Source organism: Pseudoduganella aquatica, assembly GCF_009857595.1.
Taxonomy (GTDB): domain Bacteria; phylum Pseudomonadota; class Gammaproteobacteria; order Burkholderiales; family Burkholderiaceae_D; genus Rugamonas; species Rugamonas aquatica_A.
Window position 1 is genome coordinate 22,021 of the sequence record NZ_WWCU01000017.1, and the last position, 17,897, is coordinate 39,917.

Below are 17,897 nucleotides of genomic sequence, written 5' to 3' on the forward strand. Positions count from 1 at the left end.
CCATGGTTTTAAACCTTGAGCGCTTCCAGTAAATCGGTTTCCAGCTGGAGCTGGTTGCGTGCGTTGTTGAGCGCGGCGCCATCGACGAGGAACACGTCCTCGACCCGCTCGCCCAAGGTCATCACCTTGGCCGTGTGCAGGTTGATGCGGTATCTGGTCAGCACATTGGCGATCGAATACAGCAAGCCGGTGCGGTCGTTGGCCGCCACCGACAGCAGGTAGTACTGGCCCCGTTCGTCCGGCCGCAGGTCCACGGTCGGCTGGATGGGGAAGGTGCGCGACAGGCGCGACAGGCGGCCCTTGGTGGGCGACGGCAGTTCGGCCTGCGACTGCAGCAGCTCGCACAGCTCGTGTTCGATCAGGCTGATGATATCGCGGTAGCTCTTGGCGAAGTTCTGCTCCGTCACCAGGAAGGTGTCCAGCGCGTAGCCGTGGCGCGTGGTGTGGATCTTGGCGTCCAGGATGCTGAAGTTCTTGCGGTCGAAATAGCTGCAGATGCGCGCGAACAGGTCGGGCTGGTCCTGCACATACACGGCCACCTGCAGGCCTTCGCCTATCGGCGCCAAACGGCATTTCACCACCGGCTTGGCGCTGTCCAGGCGGTCGTACAGGGCGCGGGTTTGCCAGGCGATGTCGGACGCGTCGTGGCGCAGGAAGTAGGCCATGTCGAGCTGCTTCCACAGCGGCTCGTGCGCGTCCGGCGCCAGGCCGTACAGGCGCAGCGTGGCCAGCGCTTCCTGCTGGCGGTTCTTCAGTTCGCGGTCGGCCGAATGCGGCTCGCCGCCCAGCACGCGCAGGGTGATGCGGTACAGGTCTTCCAGCAGCTTGGCCTTCCAGGCGTTCCACACTTTCGGGCTGGTGCCGCGGATGTCGGACACGGTCAGCAGGTAGAGCGCGGTCAGGTGGCGTTCGTCCTTCACCAGCTTGGCGAAGGCTTCGATCACGTCCGGGTCCGACAGGTCCTGCTTCTGCGCCACTTGCGACATGGTCAGGTGCTGCTCCACCAGGAAGGTCACCAGTTCGGTGTCCTCCGCGCTCATGCCGTGGTCCTGGCAGAACTGCGTGGCGTCGGCCACGCCCAGCTTGGAGTGGTCGCCGCCCCGGCCCTTGGCGATGTCGTGGAACAGCGCCGCCACGTACAGCAGCCAGTGGTTGGGGAAGTTCGCCATCAGCTGGCTGCAGAACGGGTATTCGTGCGCATGCTCGGTCATCGTGAAGCGGCGCATATTGCGCACCACCATCAGGATGTGCTGGTCCACCGTGTAGACGTGGAACAGGTCGTGCTGCATCTGGCCCACGATCTTGCGGAAGTTGGGCAGGTAGCGGCCCAGCAGCGACTGCTCGTTCATGCGCCGCAGCGCGTGCAGCATGCCCACCGGCGCCTGCAGGATGCGCAGGAAGTAGGCGCGGTTGACCGGATCGTGGCGGAAGGCCGCATCGATCTTGAAGCGTTCGTGCCACAGCGCGCGCGTGGTGCGGGCCGTCATGCCTTTCAGGGCAGGGCGCTCGGTCATCAGCACGAATACTTCCAGCATGGCCGACGGCGTTTTTTCAAACGTGTCGTCCGCCACCATGTCGATAAAGCCGTTCACTTCGTTGAAGCGGGCGTTGATGGGCGTGGGCTCGCAGGGCTGCGGGAACAGGCGTGCCTCGATGTTCTGCAGCAGGATGGAGTTGAGTTGGGTCACCGTCTTGGCGGCCCAGTAGTAGCGCTGCATCAGGAACTCGCTGGCGCGGCGCATGTTCGGGCCGCTGCCTTGCGTGGTCAGGCCCAGCGTTTCGGCGATAGCGGTCTGCACGTCGAACACCAGGCGGTCCTCGCGGCGGCCGGCGTGCAGGTGCAGCCGCACGCGGATGTCCTTGAAGGCGCGCTCCTTTTCCATCAGCTGCTTCGCCTCGGTCTGGGTGATGAAGCCGCCGGTGGCCAGCGTGCGCCAGGAACTGGCCAGGCCCGCCGCTTTCACCATCCACAGGATCACCTGCAGGTCGCGCAGGCCGCCGGGGCTTTCCTTGCAGTTGGGCTCCAGGCTGAAGGGCGTGTCCTCGTACTTGGCGTGGCGCTGCTTCATTTCCAGCATCTTCGCGTGGAAGAAGGCTTGCGGGTCCATCTGCGCGTTGTAGCGCGTTTGCATTTCCTCGAACAGCGCCTGGTTGCCGCACACCAGGCGCGATTCCAGCAAGCTGGTTTGCACCGTGATGTCGGCCTGCGACTCGCTCATGCACTCGTCCACCGTGCGGATGCTGGAACCGATTTCCAGGCCCAGGTCCCACAGCAGCTGCACCAGCTCTTCCAGGCGGGCGCGGGTGTCCGCGTCCGGCGCCTGGTGCAGCAGGATCAGCAGGTCGACGTCGGAATAAGGGAAAAGCTCGCCGCGCCCGAATCCGCCCACCGCCACCAGCGCGGATTCGGGCGGCAGCGCCGCTTCCTGCCATGCCGTTGACAGCACGCCGTCGACCACCTGGCGCAGGTTGCGCAGCAGTTTCTCGGGCATGCCGTCCTCGCGGAAACCGGCGATGACGGTCTGGCGGCCAGATTTGAGCTGGCTTTTCAGCTGCTCACGCAGCTCCTTCTTCATGGCGGCAGCGGGCATGCTGGGATCAGGCGGCGGCAGCGGCGGCGGTTTGCGCGGCGATGAACGCCGGCGGCGGCGGGCTGCCAGCAGACAAGGTGAGGATTTCGTAGCCGGTTTCGGTCACCAGCACGGTGTGCTCCCACTGCGCGGACAGGCTGCGGTCCTTGGTCTTGATGGTCCAGCCGTCGTTCATTTCGCGGATTTCGCGGCGGCCGGCGTTGATCATCGGCTCGATGGTGAAAATCATGCCGGCCTTCAGCTCGTCCAGGGTGCCGGGGCGGCCGTAGTGCAGCACTTGCGGCTCGGTGTGGAACACCTTGCCGATGCCGTGGCCGCAGAACTCGCGCACCACGCTGTAGCCCGCTTTTTCAGCGTGCTGCTGGATGGCGTGGCCGATATCGCCCAGGTGGGCGCCCGGCTTGACCTTGGCAATGCCCAGCCACATGCATTCGTAGGTGATGTCGGACAGGCGCTTGGCCAGGATGGACGGTTCGCCGATGAAGAACATGCGGCTGTTGTCGCCATGGTAGCCGTCCTTGATGACGGTGATGTCCAGGTTCACCACGTCGCCGTTTTTCAGCACCTTGTCGCCCGGAATGCCGTGGCAGATCACGTCGTTGACGGAGGTGCAGATGGCTTTCGGATAGGGGGTGTAGCCGGGCGGGCAGTAGTTCAGCGGCGCAGGGATGGAACCTTGCACGTTGACCATGTATTCGTGGCACAGGCGGTCGAGTTCGCCGGTGGTGACGCCGGGTTTGACGAAGGGAGTGATGTAATCCAGCACTTCGGAGCCGAGGCGGCCGGCAACGCGCATGCCTTCGATGTCTTCGGCGGAATTAATGGTAATAGCCATGGGGTAGGGAATCTGTGAGAAATGTATAGGTGAAATTATAAACGACCCACCATCTTCTCGCGGGATTCATGTCGTTGCCGTATAGGCAAGCCCGGATTGCCCAGCCCCAGGCCGCTGGATGCTACTGAAACACGTAGCCGGACACCTTCAATGTCCCATCGCATTTGTTACTTATACATGCTGGTCGAGGAAGACCGGGTTGCCATCCGGGTCCAGCAGGATGGCGTAGGCCGGGCCGGTGGTGGTTTCGTCGGCTTCGGCGGTGAAGGCGACGCCCTGCGCTTTGAGCTGGCGCTGGATCTCGCGCACGTCGGTGAACTCGCCGAGCTGCTGCGCGTCCTGGTCCCAGCCGGGATTGAAGGTCAGGGTGTTTTTATCGAGCATGCCCTGGAACAGGCCGATGATGTGCTCGCCATTCTTGAGGATGACCCATTTGTTGGCAACGTCGCCGCCAAAGGGCTTGAAGCCCAGCTTTTCGTAGAACGCCAGCGATGCCTCGATGTCTTTAACCGCCAGGCTGAGCGAGAATGCGCCGAGTTTCATGTCGTCTCCATGGATGTGGTTAAGCTGATAATACTACAGCCAAGCCGGGCGTCTATGGCATGATGGAATACTTTAATTTGCGAGAGTAGTAATATGCGCATATATGCTGCCGCGCTGGGCATGGCCTTGCTGATGTTGCTGGGCCGGGCGCAGGGCGCCGAATCCGCGCCGCCGATCGAGCTGACGCCGCTCCAGGTCGCGCCGCAGGTCTATTATTTCCAGGGCCAGGCCGGCATGGCAAGCGCGGCGAACAAGGGCTTTATGTCGAACGCCGGTTTTGTCGTCACCCGCGACGGGGTGGTGGTGTTCGACGCGCTGGCCACGCCGGTGCTGGGCGCGGCCATGCTCAAGGCCATCGCACGCGTGACCGCGCAGCCGGTGCGCCGGATAATCGTGAGCCATTACCACGCCGACCATTTCTACGGCCTGCAAGCGCTCAAGCAGCCCGGTGTCGAAATCTGGGCGCACGGCGCGGGCAAGACCACGCTGGCGTCCGACTTCACGCGGACCCGGCTGGCGGAGCGCCGCACGTCACTGGCGCCGTGGGTGGATGCCGATACGCGGCTGCTGCCCGCCGACCGCTGGCTGGACTTCGGCAAGGACAAGACCGTCAAATTCGAACTGGGCGGCACGCATTTCACGCTGCTGGACGTGGGCGGTGCGCACTCGCCGGAAGACCTGATGCTCTACGTGGAGGACGCGAAAGTGCTGTTCGCGGGCGACCTGTTCTTCACCGGCCGCATCCCTTTCGTCGGCGACGCCGACAGCAAGGCCTGGCTGCAGGCGCTGGCGCGCTTCCCCGCCGGCCCCAAGGTGGTGATCCCCGGCCACGGCCCGGCGTCCACCAATCCGCAGGCCGACCTGGCGCTGACCACCAGCTATCTGCTCTACCTGCGCGAGCAGATGGGCAAGGCGGTGGCGGACATGCAGACCTTCGACGAAGCCTACCAGGCGGTGGACTGGCGCCGCTTTGAGCAGTATCCTGCGTTCAAGGAAGCCAATCGCATCAATGCCTACGGCACCTATCTGCTGCTTGAGCGCGAAAGCCTGGGCAAACAATAAAATCAACCTGAGGAGAAGTTCATGAAGCTGTTGCGTTATTTTGTCGCCGTACTGTTTGCGCTGTTCGCCGTGACCGGCATGGCGGCAACGCCAATCAAGGTGGTCTACCACATCAACAATAGCGACGCGGCCACCGGTGCGCTGAACAACATCCGCAACCACCTGAACGCCAGCCCCGGCGCGAAGATCGTCGTGGTCACGCACGGCCCCGGCATCGATTTTTTGCTGGACGGCGCGAAGAACGCCAACGGCAATCCCTACGATATCCCGGTGCAGGAGCTGGCCGACCGGGGCGTGGAATTCCGCGTCTGCAAAAACACGCTCGATGCGCGCAAGCTGGACAAGTCCAAGCTGCTGCCGGAAGCGAAGATTGTGCCGTCCGGCGTGGCCGAGGTGGCGCGGCTGCAGGCGGAAGAGGGCTTTGTCTACCTGAAGCCTTGATATAATTGCTCTCCCTACCGTCGATGAGATTTCCGTGGATAACAGCTTAAGCAAAGAGCAGATGGCCGAATTGTTCGAGGAAGTGTCGAACGTCTTCTTTTTGCTGTCCGAACCCACGCGCCTGAAAATCCTGCATAGCCTGTGCCACGGCGAACGCGCCGTGAATGACATCGTGACCGAGATCGAAGCCAGCCAGGCCAATGTGTCGCGCCAGATCAATATGCTGTTCCGCGCCAAGATCCTGGCGCGGCGCAAGGAAGGCACCCAGGTCTACTACCGCATCGACGATCCGGCCACGCTGGGCATTTGCCAGAGCGTGTGCGCCCGCGTGAGCGCCGACATCCTGGCCCGCAGTGCAAGCCGGCCGGAAGCGCAAGCCCCCCTCGCTACAGCCAGCGCCTGAATCCGCTGCATTTTTGCCACACTGCAAAAACGTTTCGCAAATATGCGTGATTAGTCATATACTCCAGTTTGACGCGGTTATGACCGACGTGAATAAGAACAAGGAGACGGCATGACCGGCGAAGTAGCGAAGGCGGGACGCATCCTGCGCGCCCCCGAGAATTTTGTGGACAGCCAGCTGGCGCTGGATATCACCAGCAAAGGCCTGGACGAGCAGCGGCGCGGCTTCCTGCGCAAAAGCTTCCTGGCGGCCGGCGCGGCCCTGGCCAGCGGCACTGCCTACGGCCAGGCGGCCGGCGGCGATCCTGCCATCCTGACCCTGCCCGAGCATTCCAGAACGCTGGGCAAGCCAGTGGCGGCCAACCCTTACGGCATGCCGTCGCGCTTTGAAGGCGCGCTGCAGCGCCGCGAGTCGCCGGGGCTGACCCGCGTGAATGCGGCCTCGGTCTCGTTCACGCCGCTGCAAAGCCTGTTCGGCATCATCACCCCCAGCGGCCTGCATTTCGAGCGCCACCACCAGGGCTGGCATGACATCGACCCCGCCCAGCACCGCCTGATGGTGAATGGCCTGGTGCGCCAGCAAAAGGTCTACACCATGGACGACCTGATGCGCTTGCCGTCGGTCTCGCGCATGCACTTCATTGAATGCGGCGCCAATACGGCCATGGAGTGGGGCAATGTGGCGGTGCCGTCGGTGCAGTACTCGCACGGCATGCTGAGCTGCAGCGAATTCACCGGCGTGCCGCTCTCGGTGCTGCTGGACGACTGCGGCTACGACAAGAAGACCGCCCGCTTCGTGCTGGCGGAGGGGGCGGACGGTTCCGGCATGACGCGCACCATTTCCATCGACCGCGCGCTGGACGACGTGCTGGTGGCCTGGGGCATGAACGGCGAGATGCTGCGTCCCGAAAACGGTTATCCGCTGCGGCTGGTGGTGCCGGGTGTGCAGGGCGTGTCCTGGGTGAAGTGGCTGCGCCGCATTGAAGTGGGCGACCAGCCCTATGCCGCCAAGGACGAGGCCATACACTATGTCGACGCCATGCCGGACGGGATGTACCGGCAGTACACCTCCATCCAGGAGTGCAAATCCGTTATCACCACGCCCTCGGCGGGCCAGCGCCTGCTGGATACGGGCTTCTACAACATCACCGGGCTGGCCTGGTCCGGGCGGGGCAAGATCAAGCGCGTGGACGTGTCCACGGACGGCGGCCGCAACTGGCGCACGGCGCGGCTGGAGTCGCCGGTGCTGTCCAAGTGCCTGACGCGCTTCAATATCGACTGGACCTGGGACGGCGCGCCGGCCGTGCTGCAAGCGCGCGCCATCGACGAAACCGGCTATGTGCAGCCGAAGATCAACGAGCTACGTGCTGTACGCGGCACGCGCTCCATTTATCACAACAACGCCATCCAGTCGTGGCAAGTGGCTGCGTCCGGGGAGGTGTCGAATGTCCAGGTTTATTAAAGCCGCCGTGGCGCTGCTGTGCGCCGCCGCTTCGTGCACGCTGCTGGCCGCGCCGCCTTACGCGAACGTGGGCCGCAGCGCCACGCCGCAGGAGGTGGCTGCGTGGGATATCGACGTGCGGCCGGACTTCAAGGGTTTGCCCAAGGGCTCGGGCAGCGTGGTCAAGGGCATGGAAGTCTGGGAGGGCAAGTGCGCTTCCTGCCACGGCACGTTTGGCGAATCGAATGAGGTGTTTACGCCAATTGTGGGCGGTACAAGCAAGGAAGATGTCAAGTCCGGCCGCGTGGCGTCGCTGCGCGACAACAAGCAACCGCAGCGCACCACCATGATGAAGGTGGCAACCGTCTCCACACTGTGGGACTATATCAACCGCGCCATGCCCTGGACTGCGCCCAAGAGCCTGACCACCGAGGAGGTTTATGCGGTGACCGCCTATATCCTGAACATGGCGGAAGTGGTGCCGGACGATTTTGTCCTGTCGGATAGGAATATCGCCGATGTGCAGGCGCGCATGCCGAACCGGAATGGCATGACGCAGGCGCATGGCATGTGGGAAGTGAAGGGCAAGGCCGATGTGCGCAGCACCGCCTGCATGAGCAACTGCGGCGAGGTCAAGCTGCGCTCGGAACTGCCGGCGGCGGCGCGCAATGTGCATGGCGATTTGTCGGCGCAGAACCGCAGCTTTGGCGCGGTGCGCGGCGTGGATACCACGCAGCCCTCGCCGACGGCGGCGCTGGTTGGCAAGGCTCCGGTGGCTGCAGGCGCTCCGGCTTCCGCCGTCGCCGCGGCTGCGGCGGCACCCGCAAAGGCGAGTGCTGGCGCTAGTGCGCAGGCGCTGGCCAAGCAGAACGCCTGCATGGCTTGCCACGGCGTGGGCAACAAGATAGTCGGCCCGGCGCTGCGCGACATCGCGGCCAAATACAAGGGCGACGCTGGCGCTGCGCAGCGCCTGGCGGGCAAGGTGAAGGCGGGCAGTTCCGGCGCCTGGGGACCGGTTCCCATGCCGGCGCAGGCTCATTTGAAGGACGAGGACATTGCAGCAATCGTCGGCTGGATACTGGACGGCGCAAAGTAAGCGCAATCAGGTACCTGCCGGATTTATAACAACGGAGACAACTATGAATCAGAACCGACGTGATGCCCTGCGCATTGCTTCCATCTTCGGCCTCGCGGTGACCGCCGGCCTGCTCAAGCCGAGCGACGTCTTCGCCGCCGACTGGCAGGCGAGCATGTTCGACGCCAAATCGCTGGACGCGGCATTGAAAGCCATGGGCGGCGACTCCTTCAGCGCAAGCACCGACGTGGCCATCACAGGCCCGGACATCGCCGAAAACGGCGCCGTGGTGCCGGTATCGGTATCGAGCAATGTGCCGAACACCGAGATGATCGCCATCCTGGTTGAAAAGAACCCCAATCCGCTGTCGGCCAGCTTCAAGATCCCGGCCGGCACCGAGGCTGCCGTGAGCACCCGCGTCAAGATGGGCAGCACCTCGAACGTGCACGCGCTGGTCAAGGCGGACGGCAAATGGTTCGTCGCCAGCAAGGAAATCAAGGTCACCCTCGGCGGCTGCGGCGGCTGATTAACCCAATATAAGGAAGACATCATGGGCAATCCAATGCGCATCCGCGCCAACGCCACCGGCGATACGGTGGAAGTGAAAGTACTGATACGCCACGACATGGAAACCGGCCAGCGCAAGGACGCGGCAGGCCAGGCCGTGCCTGCGCACTTTATCCAGACCCTGGTCGCCACCTGCAAAGACAAGGTCGTGCTGGACGCGCAGTTCGGCACCTCCATCTCCAAAGATCCTTTCCTGTCCTTCAAGTTCAAGGGCGGCGCCAAGGGTGACAAGGTCGCCATCAAATGGACCGACAACAAGGGCGACAGCCGCACCGACGAAGTAGTGGTCGCCTGAGCGAGCATTAGACGCAGCACGAGCAAGTGGCGCAGACCACCCACCTGACAAGAAACGGAGATGCAATGAAACGGACGAGCTCCTACCTGATGGCCGCACTGGCCCTGTCCGCGCTGGGCACCGCCCTGGCGCAGACATCGGCCACCGATGAAATCGCGAAGTACCGGCAGCTGCTGGCCGACGGCAATCCCGCCGAGCTGTGGGAAATGCGCGGCGAGGAACTGTGGAACAAAAAGGACGGCCCGCGCGAGGCCACGCTGGAAAAGTGCGACCTGGGCAAGGGGCCTGGTGTGCTGAAAGGCGCCTACGTTGAATTGCCGCGCTACTTCAAGGACGTCAACAAGGTGATGGACCTGGAGCAGCGCCTGGTGCACTGCCGCGTCACCTTGCAGGGGCTGACGCTGGAGCAGGCCACCAAGACGCCGTTCGGCTCCACCGCCAACCAGTCCGATATCGAAGCGCTGGTGTCCTATATCACCGCGCAATCGAAGGGCATGAAGATGGCCGTCTCCACACGCCACCCGCAGGAAAAGGCGGCCTACGAGATCGGCAAGAAGATGTTCTTCTACCGTGGCGGCGCGCACGACTTTGCCTGCGCCACCTGCCACTCGGCGAACGGCCAGCGCATCCGGCTGCAGGAGCTGCCGAATATCCTGAACAAGTCCAACGCGCAGGCGGCTTACACCACCTGGCCGGCGTACCGCGTGTCGCAAGGCGAAGTGCGCACCATGCAGCATCGCCTCAACGACTGCTTCCGCCAGCAGCGTTTCCCGGAGCCGGTGTACGGTTCGGACCTTATCACCGCGCTGACCATGTTCCTGGCCAAGAACGCCGACGGCGGCACCTACAACGCACCAGCGCTGAAGCGCTAAGGAGACCAGCATGATCCATAGCGTAAACCGCAGCGCAAAACACGGCATCCTGTTGCTGGCCGCCGCCTTCGGACTGGCAGCCCAGCCGGTGCAGGCCGCCGACTACGGCAAGCAGGCGCACGAGCTGATGAAGGCGGACTTCCGCTCCAAAGGCCCGGCCACCGTGGAAGGCGTGTTGCAGCAGGACGAGGCGCAGCGCCTGTGCAGCGAATACCCGGCGCAGGACAAGCGCCCCAAGAAACTGGCGGCCAAGCTGGAGGCCGACCAGCTCAAGCTGGTGAAGTATCCGTCCGACGACAAGTACCTCGGCCGCTGGCAGGAAGGCGAGAAGATCGCCCAGAGCGGCCGTGGCATGCAGTCCTCCGACAAGGTGGGCTCGCCGAACGGCGGCAATTGCTACGCCTGCCACCAGTTGAGCAAGCAGGAAATCTCCTTCGGTAACATCGGCCCCTCGCTGTACCAGTACGGCAAGCTGCGCGGCCAGAGCGAGGCAATCCTGAAATACACCTGGGCCAAGGTGTACAACTCGCAGGCCTACAACGCCTGCTCCAACATGCCGCGCTTCGGCCACAAGGGCATCCTCGACGAGCAGCAGCTGAAAGACGTGATGGCGCTGCTGCTGGATCCGGAATCCCCGGTCAACAAGGACTGACGCGCATGGGCATGAATCGACGCGACTTCGTCCAGGTGCTGGGCATTGCCGCCGCCGGCGGCATGGCGATCAATTCCCGGGGCGCGCTGGCGGCGCAGTCGGCCGACGTGCTGTACAAGCTGCCGCGCTACGGCAATGTGCACTTCATGCACTTCACCGATTGCCACGCGCAGCTCAAGCCGGTCTACTTCCGCGAGCCCAGCGTGAATCTGGGCCTGGGCGATGCGCAGGGAAAAATGCCGCACCTGGTGGGCGACCACCTTCTGCGCGCGGTGGGCGTGCAGCCGAACACGCCGGAAGCCTATGCCTTCAGCAGCCTGAATTTTGAACGCGCCGCAGCGACTTATGGCAAGGTGGGCGGCTTCGCGCACCTGGCCACGCTGGTCAAGCGCGTCAGGGCGTCGCGCCCCGGCGCGCTGCTGCTGGACGGCGGCGACACCTGGCAAGGCTCGGCCACCGCTCTGTGGACCAAGGGCCAGGACATGGTGGACGCCTGCCTGGCGCTGGGCGTGGACGTGATGACTGCGCACTGGGAAATGACGCTGGGCGACAAGCGGGTGCAGGAAATCGTCGACAAGGACTTCAAGGGCAAGGTGGATTTCGTCGCCCAGAACATCAAGACCAATGACTTCGGCGACCAGGTGTTCAGCCCCTACACCATGAAGGAGATGAACGGCGTGCAGGTGGCCGTGATAGGCCAGGCCTTCCCGTACACGCCCATCGCCAACCCGCGCCACTTCATTCCCGACTGGAGCTTCGGCATCCAGGAAGAGAATATGCAGAAGACCGTGGACGATGCGCGCGCCAAAGGCGCCAAGGTGGTGGTGGTGCTGTCGCATAACGGCATGGACGTGGACTTGAAGATGGCCTCGCGCGTGCGCGGCATCGACGCCATCATGGGCGGGCATACGCACGACGGCATGCCTGCGCCTGTCATCGTCAGCAATGGCGGCGGCAAGACGCTGGTGACCAACGCTGGCAGCAACAGCAAATTCCTCGGCGTGCTGGACTTCGACGTGCGCGGCGGCCAGGTGCAGGGCTATCAATACAAGCTGCTGCCGGTGTTCTCGAACATTCTGCCGGCGGACAAGGACATGGACGCGCTGATTAACCGCATCCGCGCGCCATATGAAGGCAAGCTGAATGAGCGGCTGGCGGTCACCGAGGGCACCTTGTACCGCCGGGGCAATTTCAACGGCAGCTTCGACCAGCTGATCGTGGATGCGCTGATGGACGTCAAGCAGGCTGAAATCGCGTTCTCGCCGGGCTTCCGCTGGGGCACGTCGCTGCTGCCGAACAGCCCCGTGCTGATGGAGCATCTGATGGACCAAACCGCCACCACGTATTCGCACACCACGGTGTCCGAGTTGAGCGGGGCGACCATCAAGACCATCATGGAGGACGTTGCGGACAATTTGTTCAATCCGGACCCGTACTACCAGCAGGGCGGGGACATGGTGAGGGTAGGGGGCATGACCTATGCCATCGACCCGAATGCGAAGATGGGCGGGCGGATACAGGACATGCGCCTGAACGGCAAGCCGATAGACGCGGCCAAGGTGTACAAGGTGGCCGGCTGGGCGCCGGTGGCAGAAGGCGCCAGCGGCGAGCCTGTGTGGGACGTGGTGGCGACCTGGCTGCGCAGCCAGAAGACGGTCAAGCCGCGCAAACTGAACGCGCCGCGCCTGATCGGCGTGCAGGGCAATCCGGGCTTGCTGTCATGATGCGGACGCTGGCCGCTTGCATGCTGGCCGGCTTGCTGATGGCGTCTGCCGTCGGCGCGCATGCCGCTGTGAGCCTGCCGGCGTTCAAGACGCTTGAGGGCAGGGTAGTGAATCCCGGAAGTTTGGCGGGCAAGGCCACGGTGGTTGCGCTCTTTTCCAGCACCTGTCCGTTCTGCGCGAACGAGGCGCCCAAGCTGCAGAAGCTGTACCGCGAGAATCGGCAGGTGCTTGAGGTTGTCGCCGTCAATATCGAGGCGGGCGATCCTGCGCAGGCGACCAAAGCCGCCGCGTGGGTGAAGAGGTTTGGGTTGACCCATGCCGTCACGCTGGACTACCGGGCCTTCGAGGCCGTGCTTGGCAAGCTGAAGGGCATTCCGGCGCTGTACGTGTTCGACCGGCAGGGCAAGCTCGTAAGGAGCGAAATAGGCGAGATGCTTGATGAGGATTTCGACGACATCGCCCGCGAGGCGCAGCGCGCAGCTGCCGGCGCCGCAACCGCCAGCGCCGCCGCCCATGCCGGTGAGCCAGCCGTCTCTCTTGCATTGGACCTGCGGCGCGACGCGCAGCTTGCCGCGCGCGCGGGCATGCCGCTGGTGCTGTTCTTCACGCTGCCGGACTGCCGCCATTGCCATACCGTCCGCCACAGCTACCTGGCCCCTTTGCCGGGCAGCGCCTACGTAATCAGGGAAATTGAGGTCAACGGCAGCCGCGCCGTGACCGCGCTCGATGGCGCGGCCACTACCCACGCCGCGCTGGCCAAGCGCTTAGGTGTCCAATTCGCGCCGACCGTCCTGTTTGTCGGCCCCGCTGGCGAGGAACTCGCGCCGCCGCTGAAAGGCGGCGACACCGCCGGCATGTACGGCGCCTATCTGGACGCCCGTTTTGCCGCAGCCAAGCAAGCCATCACCGCCTCCGCCACTCCCGCCAAAGAAAGAAAAGCCCCATGAAGAACGCCATCGCCAGCATGCTGGCCGCCGCAGCCTTGCTGGGTGCTGCTTCCTCCGCACTCGCCAGCGAGAACGCCGCCGCAACTGCCGCTGCCAGCACCGCTAGCGAAGCGAGTTACGCCGTCCGCCTGATGACACCGGAAACCGCGCTCAAGGCTGCATCGGCGGCGTTGGCGTCCTGCCGCAGTGCGGGTTTCCAGGTGGCGGTGGCCGTGGTGGACCGCAGCGGCTTGATCCAGGCCGTGCTGCGCGACCGCTTTGCAGGCGCGCACACGCCGGAGACGGCCATCAACAAGGCCTGGACCGCCGCCAGCTTCAAAATGAACACCACCGCGCTGGCACAGGCCACGCAGTCCGGCACGGCCTCCAGCGGCATCCGCCAGATACCGCGCGTGACGGCGGTGGGCGGCGGCTTGCTGATCGAAGCGGCCGGCGCGCCATACGGCGCCATCGGCGTTTCCGGCGCCCCTGCCGGGGACCTGGACGACAAGTGCGCCCGCGCGGGTCTGGACGCCGTTCTGGACGACCTGAACCTCTGATTGCGCGGCGCGGCGCTTGCGCAGTTCGCGTCCAGCCACTATTCTCGCTGTTTGCTAGCCAGATAAGGGCGCGGACATGCGCAGCTCCATCCGAATTCATGCCATTTTCCTGGCGGCCGCTTGCTGCCTGGCCGCCGCCGCGTGTACGACCGGCACGGCCACGACCGGCGCCGCAGCGAGCCCTGTAGCCATGCCGCCCGCCCAAGCCGCCAGCCAAGCGGGTACGGCAGCGGGCATCACCTGGGCGCGCAAGGTGCAGCCCGGCGTGACGGTGACCGAAATCGAAGAAGCCTTCGCCAGCGTCGCTGCCGAGGATAATATCCGTGCGGTAGGCGAGCTGGCGCTGTCGAAGGAACTGGAACTGCGCTCCGGCCAGCCCGGCAAATTCCTCAAGGTCTATTCCTACTGCGACCCGGCCGCAGCCCGCCTGATGGTCGACTTCAACCCCGCCATGTCCGCGCTGCTGCCATGCCGGATCTCGGTGGTCGAGCAGGAAGACGGCCTGTGGATCTACACCATGAACATGGATATGCTGATCGGCATGCAGGGCACGATGCCGCCGCCGGTCGCCGAGACTGCCCGGCGCGTGCGTGCCAGCATCCTGAAAATGCTGGACCGCGCCGCGCGCGGCGAATTCTGACGGAAGTCCTGACATGTATATACCAGCCCACTTTGAGGAGTCCCGCCCGGACGTGCTGCACGACTTTATCCGCCAGCACCCATTCGGCATGCTGGTGACACACGGCGCAGCGGGGCTGGACGCCAACCACCTGCCGTTCGAGCTTGACCCGGCCGCCGGCGGAAAGGGCGTGCTGACCTCGCACGTGGCGCGCGCCAACCCGGTCTGGCAGGAACTGTCCAGCGGCGGCGAAGTGCTGGTTGTCTTTCGCGCGGGCGACGCCTACATCTCGCCCAACTGGTATCCCAGCAAGCAGGAGACCCACAAACAGGTGCCAACGTGGAATTACATGGTGGTCCATGTCCACGGCAAGGTAACGGTGCGGGATGACGAGCGCTTTGTGCGCGGCGTGGTCGGGCGCCTGACCCGCACCCATGAAGCCGCCCAGCCCCGGCCCTGGAAGATGGCCGACGCCCCGAAAGACTATCTGGACCAGATGCTCAAGGCCATCGTCGGCCTGGAGATAGAAATCACCCGCATCGAAGGCAAGTACAAGCTCAGCCAGAATAAAGATATCAAAGATATAAGCTCGGCCGCCGAAGCGCTGCAGGCCCAGGGAGAGCGCCAGGTCAGCGCGGCCATGCTGGCCGCCGTCAAAGACTAGGACAGCCGCCCAAAGGTCAGGAACAGCCACGCCGCCGTAATCACCACCATGCCGGAAATGGTGACGCAGGACCAGGTGAAGAACCAGGCCGACAGCAACGTGGCCTGCAGCGCGCGCTCGAACAGGAAGCCCAGCGCGAAATCGAAGGCCGCCACCACCGACCAGCGCCGCAGGTAGACCGGCAGATAGCGGCTCATAAAGCGGTTATGCTGCAGCGCGGCGTGCCGCTCGAACAGATTGCGGGCGGCGCTCACGTCCCTGAACAGCCAGTCGAAGAACATGAAGCGGTAAAGCAGCGTCCGGAAGGGCATCGCAGGACTTGCGGCTTCTTCTTGCTGCGGCGCGTCGTTAGGCATGTGTCCTCCAATGCAATGAAGTTCGGCATCTGTCGACCATAATGCCAGCGTATCACGAAGCTGGCCGCTGCCGGGGTGCGCAAGCCAACATATCCGGCCAGCAGTTGCGAATTTGCGCTACCGTATTAAACATTGCCAAATTCACCAGCCGCCTCGTCTCGCCATGCCGCGCCGCGCTTGCCAAAAACCCCGTTTTCAGAGTAGAATTTCGGGTTGCTTGAATTTGGTTTTTGAGCAACGTAACAAATCCTTAATTTTTTAAACGCGAATCCGGTCGCCAAGGGTGCCTGTCAAAGGGTGACTGATCGGATTCCAGACCCAAACCCTGGAGCTAATATGTCCGTAACTATGCGTGAAATGCTGGAAGCCGGTGTCCACTTCGGTCACCAAACCCGTTTCTGGAACCCAAAGATGGCTCCGTTCATCTTCGGCCACCGCAACAAAATCCACATCATCAACCTGGAAAAAACCATGGGCATGTACCAGGAGGCGATGAAGCACGTTCGCCAACTGGCATCGAGCCGTGGCACCATCCTGATGGTGGGCACCAAGCGTCAAGCGCGCGAAATCATCGCTGCTGAAGCGCAACGTGCCGGCGTTCCTTACGTTGACCAGCGTTGGCTGGGCGGCATGCTGACCAACTTCAAAACGATCAAGACCTCGATCAAGCGCCTGAAAGACATGGAAGCGCAAGTCGAAGACGGTTCCGTTGAGAAGCTGTCGAAAAAAGAAGCGCTGATGTTCAGCCGCGAAATGGTCAAGCTGCAAAAGTCCATCGGCGGTATCAAGGAAATGGGCGGCGTTCCTGACGCAATCTTCGTCGTGGACGTTGGCTACCATAAAGGCGCCATCACCGAAGCCGCTAAACTGGGCATCCCAGTTATCGGCGTGGTCGATACCAACCACTCCCCAGAAGGCGTAACCTACGTCATTCCAGGCAACGATGACTCCTCGAAAGCGATCACGCTGTACGCTCGCGGTGTTGCCGATGCAATCCTCGAAGGCCGCGCGAATTCGAGCGCCGACGTGCTGGAAACGATCAAGGCCGCAGCTGGCGACGAGTTCGTAGAAGTCAGCGAACAAGCCTAATTGGCCGCCTGCCGCAAGGCAGGCATCCAAGCAGCAAATCAGTAGTTTAAAAGGGGTGGCATCTGCTCCCCCTTTTTTTTAACGACAGCGTATGGGCGTGCCGGCTTGCGAGCCACCCCATACCACTCACCGAACACACAGGAGAATTACATGGCAGCTATTACTGCAGCGATGGTAGGCGAACTGCGCGCGAAAACCGACGCGCCTATGATGGAATGCAAAAAAGCTCTGACCGAAGCCGAAGGCAATATGGACAAAGCGGAAGAGCTGCTGCGCGTTAAGCTGGGCGGCAAGGCTTCCAAAGCATCCTCGCGCATCACCGCCGAAGGCGTGGTGGCAACTTACATCGCCAACGGCGTTGGCGCGCTGATCGAAGTGAACTCCGAGACCGACTTCGTTGCCAAAAACGACGACTTCCTGAACCTGGCCAACACCGCGGCCCGCCTGGTTGCTGAAAACAACCCAGCCACCGTGGAAGCCCTGCTGGCCCTGCCAGCCGGCGAAGGCAAGACCCTGGACGAAGTGCGCACCGCCCTGATCGGCAAAATCGGCGAAAACATGTCGATCCGCCGCTTCCAGCGTTTCGAAACCACCGCCAAGCTGGCGTCGTACCTGCACGGTACCCGCATCGGCGTGATGGTTGAGTTCGAAGGCGCGGACGATCAGGTTGGCAAAGACGTGGCCATGCACATCGCTGCAATGAAGCCAGTGTCGCTGTCGGCCGACCAGGTTCCTGCCGAACTGATCGAAAAAGAGCGCTCGGTTGCGCAAGCCAAAGCTGACGAAGATGCAGCCCAGGCCGCAGCCGCCGGCAAGCCAGCCCAGTCGGCTGACATCGTTGCCAAGCGTCTGGAAGGTTCGGTACAGAAGTTCCTGAAAGAAGTGTCCCTGCTGAACCAGGCCTTCGTCAAGAACGACAAGCAAACCATCGAAGCCATGCTGAAAGCCAACAACGCATCCGTGAAAGCGTTCACGATGTACGTGGTAGGCGAAGGCATCGAGAAGAAGGTAGACGATTTCGCTGCTGAAGTTGCAGCGCAAATGGCTGCCTCCAAAGGCGCATAATTAAAAGCGGGCCGCAAGGCCCGTTTTTTTAAGCCCAAACCACTCGCTGGTAAGCTAGCGGATGGTGCAGTAACCGGCGGTACAGGTATCATAATGTTATCAGCCGGCAGAACGACCC

20 protein-coding genes are annotated in these 17,897 nt (G+C 63.2%); 16 read left to right on the forward strand and 4 right to left on the reverse strand.

What is annotated here, in order from left to right; all coding sequences use genetic code 11:
* Nucleotides 1-8: 8 nt before the first annotated feature.
* From GTP77_RS15890 to GTP77_RS15900, 3 genes are all read right to left on the reverse strand, one after another.
* Nucleotides 9-2,591 carry a [protein-PII] uridylyltransferase gene (locus tag GTP77_RS15890; RefSeq protein ID WP_229202221.1) on the reverse strand — a complete coding sequence of 861 codons (2,583 nt, stop codon included), beginning with the start codon at nucleotides 2,589-2,591 and terminating at the stop codon, nucleotides 9-11.
* Nucleotides 2,592-2,598: 7 nt separating this feature from the next.
* Nucleotides 2,599-3,426 (reverse strand): type I methionyl aminopeptidase, encoded by an 828-nt coding sequence (map, locus tag GTP77_RS15895; protein WP_161073124.1) that lies wholly within the window; start codon nucleotides 3,424-3,426, stop codon nucleotides 2,599-2,601.
* Between the two features lie 171 nt (nucleotides 3,427-3,597).
* Entirely contained in the window at nucleotides 3,598-3,969 is a 372-nt protein-coding gene (locus GTP77_RS15900; RefSeq protein ID WP_161073125.1) for a VOC family protein, read from the reverse strand.
* 93 nt (nucleotides 3,970-4,062) lie between these two features.
* Between GTP77_RS15900 and GTP77_RS15905 the strand changes: the two genes are divergently transcribed.
* From GTP77_RS15905 to GTP77_RS15970, 14 genes are all read left to right on the forward strand, one after another.
* The gene (locus GTP77_RS15905) at nucleotides 4,063-5,031 is read left to right on the forward strand and encodes an MBL fold metallo-hydrolase (protein ID WP_161073126.1); all 969 of its coding nucleotides are present in this window, start codon (nucleotides 4,063-4,065) and stop codon (nucleotides 5,029-5,031) included.
* 27 nt (nucleotides 5,032-5,058) lie between these two features.
* A complete protein-coding gene (locus tag GTP77_RS15910; RefSeq protein WP_371869365.1) occupies nucleotides 5,059-5,472 on the forward strand; it encodes a DsrE family protein in 414 nt (137 codons plus the stop codon).
* Nucleotides 5,473-5,506: 34 nt separating this feature from the next.
* Complete coding sequence (locus tag GTP77_RS15915; protein ID WP_228893040.1) at nucleotides 5,507-5,875, forward strand: ArsR/SmtB family transcription factor; 369 nt, start codon at nucleotides 5,507-5,509, stop codon at nucleotides 5,873-5,875.
* A gap of 111 nt (nucleotides 5,876-5,986) precedes the next feature.
* Nucleotides 5,987-7,336 (forward strand): sulfite dehydrogenase, encoded by a 1,350-nt coding sequence (soxC, locus tag GTP77_RS15920; RefSeq protein WP_161073128.1) that lies wholly within the window; start codon nucleotides 5,987-5,989, stop codon nucleotides 7,334-7,336.
* Nucleotides 7,320-8,411, forward strand: a complete 1,092-nt coding sequence (locus GTP77_RS15925; protein WP_161073129.1) for a c-type cytochrome — start codon at nucleotides 7,320-7,322, stop codon at nucleotides 8,409-8,411. The genes soxC and GTP77_RS15925 overlap by 17 nt, the downstream gene beginning before the upstream one ends.
* Before the next feature lie 43 nt (nucleotides 8,412-8,454).
* Nucleotides 8,455-8,916, forward strand: coding sequence for a thiosulfate oxidation carrier protein SoxY (gene soxY / locus GTP77_RS15930; protein ID WP_161073130.1), 462 nt, complete (start codon nucleotides 8,455-8,457; stop codon nucleotides 8,914-8,916).
* Between the two features lie 24 nt (nucleotides 8,917-8,940).
* Entirely contained in the window at nucleotides 8,941-9,252 is a 312-nt protein-coding gene (gene soxZ / locus GTP77_RS15935; RefSeq protein WP_161073131.1) for a thiosulfate oxidation carrier complex protein SoxZ, read from the forward strand.
* 65 nt (nucleotides 9,253-9,317) lie between these two features.
* Nucleotides 9,318-10,124, forward strand: coding sequence for a sulfur oxidation c-type cytochrome SoxA (gene soxA, locus GTP77_RS15940; RefSeq protein ID WP_161073132.1), 807 nt, complete (start codon nucleotides 9,318-9,320; stop codon nucleotides 10,122-10,124).
* A 10-nt stretch (nucleotides 10,125-10,134) separates the two neighbouring features.
* Complete coding sequence (soxX, locus tag GTP77_RS15945) at nucleotides 10,135-10,776, forward strand: sulfur oxidation c-type cytochrome SoxX (protein WP_161073133.1); 642 nt, start codon at nucleotides 10,135-10,137, stop codon at nucleotides 10,774-10,776.
* An 11-nt stretch (nucleotides 10,777-10,787) separates the two neighbouring features.
* Nucleotides 10,788-12,500, forward strand: coding sequence for a thiosulfohydrolase SoxB (gene soxB, locus GTP77_RS15950; protein WP_161073225.1), 1,713 nt, complete (start codon nucleotides 10,788-10,790; stop codon nucleotides 12,498-12,500).
* On the forward strand, nucleotides 12,497-13,447 hold the full coding sequence (locus GTP77_RS15955) for a thioredoxin fold domain-containing protein (RefSeq protein WP_161073134.1): 951 nt from the start codon (nucleotides 12,497-12,499) through the stop codon (nucleotides 13,445-13,447). Before soxB ends, GTP77_RS15955 begins: the two co-directional genes overlap by 4 nt.
* Nucleotides 13,444-13,986, forward strand: a complete 543-nt coding sequence (locus tag GTP77_RS15960) for a GlcG/HbpS family heme-binding protein (RefSeq protein WP_229202222.1) — start codon at nucleotides 13,444-13,446, stop codon at nucleotides 13,984-13,986. Before GTP77_RS15955 ends, GTP77_RS15960 begins: the two co-directional genes overlap by 4 nt.
* Before the next feature lie 76 nt (nucleotides 13,987-14,062).
* Nucleotides 14,063-14,626 (forward strand): DUF302 domain-containing protein, encoded by a 564-nt coding sequence (locus GTP77_RS15965; RefSeq protein WP_161073135.1) that lies wholly within the window; start codon nucleotides 14,063-14,065, stop codon nucleotides 14,624-14,626.
* Nucleotides 14,627-14,639: 13 nt separating this feature from the next.
* On the forward strand, nucleotides 14,640-15,269 hold the full coding sequence (locus GTP77_RS15970; protein WP_161073136.1) for an FMN-binding negative transcriptional regulator: 630 nt from the start codon (nucleotides 14,640-14,642) through the stop codon (nucleotides 15,267-15,269).
* Here GTP77_RS15970 and GTP77_RS15975 read toward each other — a convergent pair.
* A complete protein-coding gene (locus GTP77_RS15975; protein ID WP_161073137.1) occupies nucleotides 15,266-15,625 on the reverse strand; it encodes a hypothetical protein in 360 nt (119 codons plus the stop codon). The genes GTP77_RS15970 and GTP77_RS15975 overlap by 4 nt on opposite strands.
* A 336-nt stretch (nucleotides 15,626-15,961) precedes the next feature.
* Here GTP77_RS15975 and rpsB point away from each other — a divergent pair, with 336 nt between their 5' ends.
* The gene (rpsB, locus tag GTP77_RS15980) at nucleotides 15,962-16,714 is read left to right on the forward strand and encodes a 30S ribosomal protein S2 (RefSeq protein ID WP_161073138.1); all 753 of its coding nucleotides are present in this window, start codon (nucleotides 15,962-15,964) and stop codon (nucleotides 16,712-16,714) included.
* A 150-nt stretch (nucleotides 16,715-16,864) separates the two neighbouring features.
* Entirely contained in the window at nucleotides 16,865-17,779 is a 915-nt protein-coding gene (tsf, locus tag GTP77_RS15985; protein ID WP_057157158.1) for a translation elongation factor Ts, read from the forward strand.
* Nucleotides 17,780-17,897 lie beyond the last annotated feature (118 nt).